The sequence below is a fragment of the Aminobacter sp. P4_H6_2 genome, assembly GCF_056400805.1.
In genome coordinates this window covers 1-8,110 of the sequence record NZ_JBFUKO010000214.1, presented here as the reverse complement: position 1 = coordinate 8,110, position 8,110 = coordinate 1, and the positions used below count along the sequence as shown (strand labels likewise).

The window sequence follows — 8,110 nt, the reverse complement described above, 5'->3', positions numbered from 1 at the left end:
CGATTATATCATCTTCCCGAATTTCCTGACGCTTGAGCCTTATGCCCCTTCGGTCTATGGCGACGACCAGGAACTCTTCCTCACCGCCCGTTGGGTGATGTCGGCCCTGATCGAGAGCGAGCGCCTGGAAGTCACCCAGGCCAATGTGAAGGACCTGGTTTCGTCCTCGAAGGATCCGGAAGTCCAGCAATTGCTCGGCGTCAAGCCCGGTAACGGCAAGGATCTCGGCCTCTCGGAGGACTGGGTTGTACAGATCGTTTCAGCGGTCGGAAATTACGGCGAGAGCTTTGAGCGCAATCTTGGCAAGGGTTCGCCGATGAAGCTCGATCGCGGTCTCAACGACCTGTGGACCAAGGGCGGCCTTATGTTTGCGGCGCCGTTGAGATGATCAAAAGGGAACGTCTCCATGGTGTGACGTTTGTTGTGGCAGCCACCGCCGTCGTGGCGTGGCTGTCATACAACTTCTCCGCCAATCTCGCAGCCAAAGGCATTACCATCGACTTCGGCTTCCTGCGCGAGGCGACGTCGTTCCCCATCGGTGAGTCGATAATTTCCTACAGTTCCGGCGATACCTACCTCAGGGCACTTGTCGCCGGACTGCTCAACACCATCAGGCTCGCGCTCGCAAGTATCGTGCTGGCAACCATATTTGGCCTGATCATCGGCCTGGTCGCGCGGATCGGTCACCCGCTGCTGACCCGCTTTGCCAAGGTCTACGTGGAATTCACCCGCAACGTTCCGCTGCTGCTGGTGCTTGTGGTTTGCGCTACCGTCGTGCGTGCCCTGCCTGGGCCGCGACAGGCCTGGAACCCGCTGGATGGGCTGTTCCTTTCCAGCCGTGGTCTCTACGTGCCGCTGCCGGTCTTCGCCGATGGGCTGCTGCTGTTGGTTGCGGCGGTGCTGTTTGTCGTAGCAACCTATTTCGCCTGGCGGCTTTCGCTGCGCTCCAAGAGCGAGACCGGCCTGTTCCCACGTATCGGAAAGCTGGCCCTGGCTGGTTGCGCGGCGGCATTTGTCGGCCTGTGCTTTTGGGCCACCAGCATCGTCACGCTCGACAGGCCAGCGCTTGTCGGTTTCAATTTCCGTGGCGGCTGGAGCGTGACGCCGGAATATCTGGCGATGCTGTTTGGCCTTGCCTTCTACACATCCGGCTTCATCGCCGAGATCGTGCGTGGCAGCTTGGCCGCCTTGCCCAAGGGCCAGTCCGAAGCCGCCGCGTCGCTCGGCCTCGGCGCCTTCCTGACATTGTGGCTGGTGCTGGCGCCGCAGGCGCTGCGGCTGATGCTGCCGCCGCTCGCCAACCAGTATCTCAACCTGATCAAGAACACGACTCTGGCCGTGCTCATCGGCTATCCGGACCTGGTTTCGGTCGGCAACACCGCGCTCAACCAGACCGGTCGCGCCATCGAAACCGTGACCATCTATCTCTTGATCTACCTGTCGCTTTCCCTGGTGACCTCGGTCCTGATCCGCCGGCTGGAAAAGCGCGCGCAACTGGTGAAGCTATGAGTGAAATTGCCATCGCCACCGTCGCGCGCCGACGCCGCCCCACCTTGAAGGCGCGCCTGAGCCCGTACTTCAGGCCCTGGCCACATGCGGTCATCACCGTGCTTGGCGTGCTTCTGCTTGGCTATGGGCTCTTGGGCTTCTTGCGCTGGGCGGTGCTGGACGCGACCTTCGGTACGGCGACACCGGACGAATGCCGCGCGGCAGGTGGTGCCTGCTGGGCGATGCTGACCGAGCGCTACCACATCATCCTGTTCGGCAGCTATCCGGCCGGCGAGTACTGGCGCCCCGCTCTTGCGGTTGCTCTGGTCCTTGCCGTGCTCATTGCCAGCGGCTTCAGGCAATTGTGGAGAACGGCGCTGGTCTACGCCTGGATTGCCGTCCTGGTCACCAGCCTCATCTTGATGGCCGGCGGCATCTTCGGCCTGCAACCTGTATCGACCAGTCGCTGGGGCGGCCTGCCGTTGACCGTCGGCCTGTCGGCCTTCGGCATTGTGCTTGCACTTCCCCTTTCGGTGCTGCTTGCACTGGGTCGACGCTCCAGAAGTGCCCCGGTGAAGCATTTCTGCGATGCTTATGTCGAGGTGGTGCGCGGACTGCCGCTGCTTGCCGTGCTGTTTGTCGCCTCGACAATGCTGCCGCTGCTGCTTCCCGGCGGCAACATGATCGACACTATCCTGCGCGCCCAGATCGCCCTCATCATGTTTCAGGCTGCCTATCTTGCCGAGGCAATCCGCTCAGGCCTCGAGGCAGTCCCAAGGGGACAGACCGAAGCGGCCCAAAGCCTCGGCCTGCACGATGGATTGGTTTCGCGCCTCATCGTCCTGCCGCAGGCGTTCCGCATTGCTTTGCCGGCAATCATCAATACCTTCATCGAATCGATCAAGGACACAACGCTGATCAGCATCATCGGCCTTATCGACGTTCTGGGCGGAGCACGTGGTGCCATAGCCGATGGCACATGGATGGGCTTTTATCGTGAAGCTTATCTGGCTGTCGGTTTCGCCTTCTTCGTGTTCTGCTATATTCTGTCCTTGCATTCGCGCCGGCTTGAGCAGGAATTCTCCAATGAACGCAGGTAATAGGCTTATGTCTTCGGCAGGAACGCCAAATGCTTGATGAACGCAAGCAAGTCTATAAATCGCTCGTTCAGGATACGCTCAACGAGCAGATTTACCGACAGCTCAAGGAAAAGCTCATCACGGGCGAATTCCGCCCCGGTGATCGTCTTGTCTTGCGCAAGCTGTCGGCAACGCTGGGAACAAGCCCGGTGCCGGTACGAGACGCCTTGCAGAAGCTTGAGAGCATCGGTGCGCTCCGGCTGGAGCGGACATTTTATGTTCCCAACCTGACGCCGTCGGAACTGGCCGAAATTCGCGATATTCGCGTCGCACTGGAGGGGCTTTCCGCAGAGCGCGCCGCCGAGCATTCGACGCCTGAATCGATGGTACCACTGACGGCCCATTTCAACGCGCTCGCCAAGGCTGCGAACAACAATGACGCGAGCCATTTTCTCCGCGCCAATGCCCGGTTCCATCTCGAAATCGCCCGGATGAGCAACTCGCCTATCCTCTTCGACATGATCGAGCCGCTGTGGCTGCGCATGGGGCCGTCCGTCAGGATGGCAAAGGCCGAGCCGGGGCGTCTCAAGGAGGCGATCCCGCCACATGAAGCAGCACTGCATGCGATAGCTGCGCATGATGGCGCTACCGCAAGGGCAGCGTTGTTGCAGGACATCATCGGCTGCTTTGGAATACTGGCACATACCGAAGACGAACGCGCATGAGCCACCCGCCCAGCTGAACGCCCACAGGGCGATCCCGCAAAAGCTTTACCACCCGATCGCCCGACAGCACGCCGGGCGACGACCCCGACGTGTGTCCTGCGGCAAGGAGCCGCCGCGACCGAAACAACAGAGGTAATTTTTCATGTCGAGACCGAATTCCACTGCCGCCCGCGACATTGCCCACCAGCTGCACCCCTATACGAATGCGGTTCGCCACGCTGAAACGGGCCCGATCGTCATCGATCGCGGCGAGGGCGTCTATGTCTTCGACGATCAGGGAAATCGCTATCTCGAAGGTCTCGCCGGGCTTTGGAGCGTCGCTGTCGGTTTCGGCGAAAAGCGTCTGGTCGWGGCCGCGACCAAGCAGCTCAACAAGCTGCCCTACTACCACACCTTCGCCCACAAATCGCACATGCCCTCGATCGAGCTGGCCGAGAAGCTTGCCGAGATGGCACCTGAAGGGCTGTCGCACGTCTTCTTCACCAATTCCGGATCGGAAGCCAACGACACCATCGTCAAGCTGGTCTGGTACTACAACAATGCGCTCGGCCGTCCGGCCAAGAAGAAGTTCCTGGCACGCACCCAGGGCTACCATGGCGTCACCGTCGCTGCCGCAAGCCTGACCGGCCTGCCGAACAATCACCGAGATTTCGACCTGCCGGCGATCCCGGTCCGTCATCTGACCTGCCCGCATTTCTATCGCTTTGGCCAGCCGGGCGAGAGCGAGGCACAGTTCGTCGACCGCTTGGCCGCCGAGCTCGAAGCAGTGATCGCGRAAGAAGGTGCGGACACCATCGCCGCCTTCATCGGTGAGCCGCTGATGGCCGCCGGCGGTGTCATTCCCGCTCCTGAGGGTTACTGGCAGAAGGTCCAGGAAATCTGCCGCCGCAACGACATTTTGGTGGTGGCCGATGAAGTGATCACCGGCTTCGGCAGGTTGGGCACGACCTTCGGCTCGGACTATTACGGCATCAAGCCGGACCTGATGACCCTATCCAAGCAGATCACCTCGTCCTACCAGCCGCTGGCGGCCGTCATGATCTCGGACACCATCTACAAGGCGGTGGCCGACAACAGCGGCAAGATCGGCACCTTYGGCCACGGCTATACCGCCACCGGTCATCCTGTCGCCACCGCCGTTGCGTTGGAAAACCTCGCGATCATTGAGGAACGCGGGCTGGTTCAGAATGCCGCCGAGATGGGCCGCATCCTGCAGAAGCGGCTTGGCGCACTCGCCTCGCACCCGCTGGTGGGTGAAGTCCGTGGCGTCGGTCTCATTGCCGGCGTCGAACTGGTGGCGGACAAGGCGACCAAGGCTCGCTTTGCCGAGCCGGGCAAGGTCGGCGCCTATGTCTTCGCCAGGGCTCATCACCACGGCCTGATCGTTCGCAACATCGTGGACACGCTCGCCTTCTGCCCGCCGCTGATCATCACGGAAAGCCAGATCGACGACATGGTGCAGGCGTTCGAACGCACCTTGAACGACGCTGCCGATTGGATCGCTGCCGGACAGCCAGCCTACTGACAGCGGACCGTCGTTCGCGAAAGACTGCTCACTCCGGCGCGCCCATGCCGCGCCGGAGTGAGCCTGGAGAATATCGAGGAGGTTAAATGGCTGCGGAAAATACGGTGAGGGCTGACGATCTCGAGGTTGATCGGGCCAAGATGCACATCTCSGAYACCGATGTGGCGATCGACATTGTCGGCATGCACAAATGGTATGGCGAGTTCAATGTSCTCAAGGACATCAACCTGCGCGTCATGCGCGGCGAGCGCATCGTCATCTGCGGCCCGTCGGGCTCGGGCAAGTCGACGATGATCCGCTGCATCAACCGRCTGGAAGARCACCAGAASGGCAAGATCATTGTCGATGGCAAGGAGCTGACCAACGATCTCAAGAAGATCGACGAGGTTCGCCGCGAAGTCGGCATGGTGTTCCAGCACTTCAACCTGTTCCCGCATTTGACGATCCTGGAAAACTGCACGCTGGCGCCGATCTGGGTGCGCAAGACGCCCAAGAAGCAGGCCGAGGAGCAGGCGATGCACTTCCTGCGCCGGGTCAAGATCCCTGAGCAAGCCAACAAATATCCCGGCCAGCTGTCGGGTGGCCAGCAGCAGCGCGTGGCGATCGCGCGCTCGCTGTGCATGAACCCGCGCATCATGCTGTTCGACGAGCCGACCTCGGCGCTCGACCCTGAAATGATCAAGGAAGTGCTGGAAACCATGGTCGGTCTCGCCGAAGAGGGCATGACGATGCTGTGCGTGACCCACGAGATGGGCTTTGCCCGCAAGGTCGCCAACCGGGTCATCTTCATGGACCAGGGCCAGATCGTCGAAGAAAACACGCCTRGCGAGTTCTTCGACCATCCGCGCCACGAGCGCACCAAGCTGTTCCTCAGCCAGATCCTGCATTAGGCGACATAAAATGAGCGACAAGACATTGAAAATCGCAGTCATCGCCGGCGACGGCATCGGCAAGGAAGTGGTGCCCGAGGGGCTGCGCGTGCTTCAGGCGGCGGCGTCGAAGTTCAAGATCGACATCGGTTTTGACACCTTCGACTTCGCCTCATGCGACTACTACCTCAAGCACGGCACCATGCTGCCGGCCGACTGGAAAGCCCAGATTGGCGGGCACGACGCCATCTTCTTCGGCGCGGTCGGCTGGCCGGATACAGTGCCGGACCACGTCTCGCTATGGGGCTCGTTGCTGCAGTTCCGGCGCGAGTTCGACCAGTATGTCAATCTGCGCCCGGTCAGGCTGATGCCCGGCGTGTCTTCGCCGCTTGCCGGCCGCAAGCCAGGCGACATCGACTTCTATATCGTTCGCGAAAACACCGAAGGCGAATACTCGTCCATCGGCGGCAGGATGTTCCCCGGCACCGAGCGCGAGGTGGTCATCCAGGAAACCGTGATGAGCCGCATCGGCGTCGACCGGATCCTGCGCTACGCCTTCGAATTGGCCAAGCGGCGCGACGCCAAGCACCTGACCTCGGCAACCAAGTCGAACGGCATCTCGATCACCATGCCCTATTGGGACGAGCGGGTGGAGGAGATGGCGAAGAACTATCCCGAAGTGCGCTGGGACAAGTACCACATCGATATTCTCGCAKCTCAATTCGTGCTCAACCCGGACCGCTTCGACGTTGTCGTGGCCTCCAATCTGTTCGGCGACATTCTCTCCGATCTCGGCCCGGCATGCACGGGCACGATCGGCATCGCCCCTTCCGGCAATATCAATCCGGAGCGGAAATTCCCGTCATTGTTCGAGCCGGTACACGGTTCGGCCCCCGACATTGCCGGCAAGGGCATCGCCAATCCGGTCGGGCAGATATGGACCGGTGCGATGATGCTTGAGCATCTCGGTCACCGCGAGGCAGCCGACGCCATCGTCAGGGCCATTGAGGAAGTCCTCGCAAACGAGACCCTGCGCACCCGCGACCTTGGCGGCAAAGCCGACACCGTCACATGCGGTAAGGCGATCGCCGACGCGGTGGCGGCCTAACCCAGGCCGTCACTCCGATGATTTGGCGACCTGGTCTTCAGGTTCCGCAATTGAGTCGAATTGCGGAACTCCCGGTTTGCCTTCGGTACGGTCGCGATAAAGCGCTGCGCGTGCCAGAAGCATCAAGGTGACAGGCGTGGTCACGACCACGAAGATGGTGATCAGCACTTCATGCAGGACGGGCCGGGACTGCAGCACGGAAAAACAGATGATCGAGGCGATCAGGATCGCGCCTGCACCCCATGTTGTTCCAAGCGTGGGCGCGTGCACGCGCTCGTAGAAGCTTTCAAACCGCACAAGCCCGATTGCCCCCAGCAGCGTCAGCCCTGATCCCAAGACCAGGAAAGAAGCAACGAGCAGGGCGGCCCAGGCCGGAAGATCGGCGGCGTGACTCATTCGATCACCTCGCCGCGCATCAGGAATTTGGCGAGCGCCACGGTGGAAACGAAGCCCAGAAGCGCAATCACCAGGGCTGCTTCGAAATAAGTGGTCGTGCCGGTGCGGATGCCGAATGTCAGCAGCAACAGCATCGCCGCCACATAGAGTGCGTCGAGGCCGAGCACCCGATCCTGGGCGCGGGGGCCACGAACCAGGCGCCACACCGCGCAGGCCATGGCGGCGACGAGCAGCATTTGCGACAGCGTGACGGCCAGGATGAAAATGACGCTGCTCATTCGAAAATCTCCATCAACAGGTGCTCGTAGCGCTGCTTGATCGTGTCGATCCACTCCTGCTCGTCGACCAGATCGAGCACATGGATCAACAGCCTGCCATTGGCGGAATGGTATTCGAGCCATGCGGTGCCAGGGGTGCTGGTGACAATGCAGGCGAGCACGGCCAAGCCGGTGCGGTCGCGCAACTCAAGCGGGATGGTGACGAAGCCCGAGTTCCGTTGCCTGCGCCGTCCCTTCAGGATGATGCCGGCGACCGCGATGTTGGAACGGAAGATGTCGATGAAGACCACCCACAGAAGCTGCGGGATCTTGTCCCAGCGCCTGATCCTCGGCTTGGCGGGCTGAAGGGCTGCCATGGCTTGCGATGCACCAAGGGCAATGACGCTGCCCAGGACCAGGTGGCCAAGGGAGAATTTGTTGAGCAGCAGCCACATGACCAGCAGCGATACCGTCAACACAGGAAAAGGCAGCCAGCGTGTCATTTGGCCTCCAAAGTCTTGGGGCCGGGCAGACTGGGTGCCGACATGACATCTGAAATGTAGCTCTTCGGATCATGCAAAGACCGTGAGGTGGCATCCATATATGCCATCACCTTGCCACCTTGGACGCTCAGTCCCAGGCACAGGACGAGCAGGATGGCGA

9 protein-coding genes and 1 pseudogene are annotated in these 8,110 nt (G+C 61.2%); 7 read left to right on the top strand and 3 right to left on the bottom strand.

Annotated elements, in window-relative coordinates:
* The 7 genes and pseudogenes from AC1DUU_RS16185 to AC1DUU_RS16155 all read left to right on the top strand — a co-directional run.
* Positions 1 to 388, top strand: a pseudogene (locus AC1DUU_RS16185) (amino acid ABC transporter substrate-binding protein); the annotation flags it as partial.
* A 23-nt stretch (positions 389 to 411) separates the two neighbouring features.
* Positions 412 to 1,509: an ABC transporter permease subunit gene (locus AC1DUU_RS16180; RefSeq protein WP_476784429.1), complete on the top strand. Its 1,098-nt coding sequence runs from the start codon at positions 412 to 414 to the stop codon at positions 1,507 to 1,509.
* The gene (locus AC1DUU_RS16175) at positions 1,506 to 2,588 is read left to right on the top strand and encodes an amino acid ABC transporter permease (RefSeq protein WP_476784428.1); all 1,083 of its coding nucleotides are present in this window, start codon (positions 1,506 to 1,508) and stop codon (positions 2,586 to 2,588) included. Before AC1DUU_RS16180 ends, AC1DUU_RS16175 begins: the two co-directional genes overlap by 4 nt.
* A gap of 29 nt (positions 2,589 to 2,617) precedes the next feature.
* Positions 2,618 to 3,292: a GntR family transcriptional regulator gene (locus tag AC1DUU_RS16170; RefSeq protein ID WP_476784427.1), complete on the top strand. Its 675-nt coding sequence runs from the start codon at positions 2,618 to 2,620 to the stop codon at positions 3,290 to 3,292.
* 142 nt (positions 3,293 to 3,434) lie between these two features.
* A complete protein-coding gene (locus AC1DUU_RS16165; RefSeq protein ID WP_476784426.1) occupies positions 3,435 to 4,817 on the top strand; it encodes an aspartate aminotransferase family protein in 1,383 nt (460 codons plus the stop codon).
* A gap of 86 nt (positions 4,818 to 4,903) precedes the next feature.
* Positions 4,904 to 5,707 carry an amino acid ABC transporter ATP-binding protein gene (locus tag AC1DUU_RS16160; protein ID WP_476784425.1) on the top strand — a complete coding sequence of 268 codons (804 nt, stop codon included), beginning with the start codon at positions 4,904 to 4,906 and terminating at the stop codon, positions 5,705 to 5,707.
* A 10-nt stretch (positions 5,708 to 5,717) separates the two neighbouring features.
* The gene (locus AC1DUU_RS16155; RefSeq protein WP_476784424.1) at positions 5,718 to 6,794 is read left to right on the top strand and encodes a tartrate dehydrogenase; all 1,077 of its coding nucleotides are present in this window, start codon (positions 5,718 to 5,720) and stop codon (positions 6,792 to 6,794) included.
* Between the two features lie 9 nt (positions 6,795 to 6,803).
* Here AC1DUU_RS16155 and mnhG read toward each other — a convergent pair whose 3' ends face one another.
* The 3 genes from mnhG to AC1DUU_RS16140 are packed head-to-tail and all read right to left on the bottom strand — an operon-like array spanning position 6,804 to position 7,950.
* On the bottom strand, positions 6,804 to 7,190 hold the full coding sequence (gene mnhG / locus AC1DUU_RS16150; protein ID WP_476784423.1) for a monovalent cation/H(+) antiporter subunit G: 387 nt from the start codon (positions 7,188 to 7,190) through the stop codon (positions 6,804 to 6,806).
* Positions 7,187 to 7,468 (bottom strand): K+/H+ antiporter subunit F, encoded by a 282-nt coding sequence (locus AC1DUU_RS16145; protein ID WP_476784422.1) that lies wholly within the window; start codon positions 7,466 to 7,468, stop codon positions 7,187 to 7,189. Before AC1DUU_RS16145 ends, mnhG begins: the two co-directional genes overlap by 4 nt.
* On the bottom strand, positions 7,465 to 7,950 hold the full coding sequence (locus AC1DUU_RS16140) for a Na+/H+ antiporter subunit E (RefSeq protein ID WP_476784421.1): 486 nt from the start codon (positions 7,948 to 7,950) through the stop codon (positions 7,465 to 7,467). The genes AC1DUU_RS16145 and AC1DUU_RS16140 overlap by 4 nt, the downstream gene beginning before the upstream one ends.
* Between the last annotated feature and the right edge of the window lie 160 nt (positions 7,951 to 8,110).

Coding starts and splice junctions, on each gene's coding strand:
- AC1DUU_RS16145 (WP_476784422.1), bottom strand. CDS start 7,468: ATGAGCAGCGTCATTTTCATCCTGGCCGTCACGCTGTCGCAAATGCTG.
- AC1DUU_RS16175 (WP_476784428.1), top strand. CDS start 1,506: ATGAGTGAAATTGCCATCGCCACCGTCGCGCGCCGACGCCGCCCCACC.
- mnhG (WP_476784423.1), bottom strand. CDS start 7,190: ATGAGTCACGCCGCCGATCTTCCGGCCTGGGCCGCCCTGCTCGTTGCT.
- AC1DUU_RS16170 (WP_476784427.1), top strand. CDS start 2,618: ATGCTTGATGAACGCAAGCAAGTCTATAAATCGCTCGTTCAGGATACG.
- AC1DUU_RS16140 (WP_476784421.1), bottom strand. CDS start 7,950: ATGACACGCTGGCTGCCTTTTCCTGTGTTGACGGTATCGCTGCTGGTC.